At 35.8% G+C, this 438-nt stretch carries 1 protein-coding gene; it reads left to right on the top strand.

The window, feature by feature from the left end; translation table 11 throughout:
• Positions 1 to 160 precede the first annotated feature (160 nt).
• On the top strand, positions 161 to 301 hold the full coding sequence (locus M0051_RS19650) for a hypothetical protein (protein WP_306743271.1): 141 nt from the start codon (positions 161 to 163) through the stop codon (positions 299 to 301).
• Positions 302 to 438: the final 137 nt, after the last annotated feature.

The following is a 438-nucleotide window of genomic DNA, read 5'->3' as shown; positions in this document are numbered from 1 at the left end:
GACTGGTAACATTTCCAGAAGAATACATCTATGGCAGTGCTAAAGATTACAGAGGCGAAAAAGGAACATTGGAAGATGTTATTGTTGTAATGTAACAGCCACACGAAAGGATTCGTGCGGCAGCGGGGTTTTTTATCTTATTGAAAATGTTCTTATTAGAATGAAAAATGAATATACCAATGATAAAGCATTCAATAAAGACCTAATTGAAGAATTTATTAAAGTTAGAGGAATTACTACAAGAGCTTTTGAAGGTACAAAATTGAATGATTTGATTTGGAAAATAAATTCTCAACTATAAAGAATTTCCCCAGATAGTCCGAGCATGCACTGACTGATGGTGCGAGCGTTTTCCGCTCGTATCTATTTTCAAAGAAAATAATGTAAACACAACCCACTTGCAGCAATGTGAGTGGGTTTTTTCTTTCAACCCCCCGC

The organism is Marinifilum sp. D714 (assembly GCF_030851345.1).
Classification (GTDB): Bacteria; Bacteroidota; Bacteroidia; order Bacteroidales; family Marinifilaceae; genus Marinifilum.
The sequence above is the reverse complement of the archived record's forward strand: the minus strand, read 5'-3'. Positions and strand labels throughout refer to the sequence as shown.

What these genes read in the sequence shown, in the direction of transcription:
- M0051_RS19650 (WP_306743271.1), top strand. Translation starts at nt 161, where the DNA reads ATGAAAAATGAATATACCAATGATAAAGCATTCAATAAAGACCTAATT.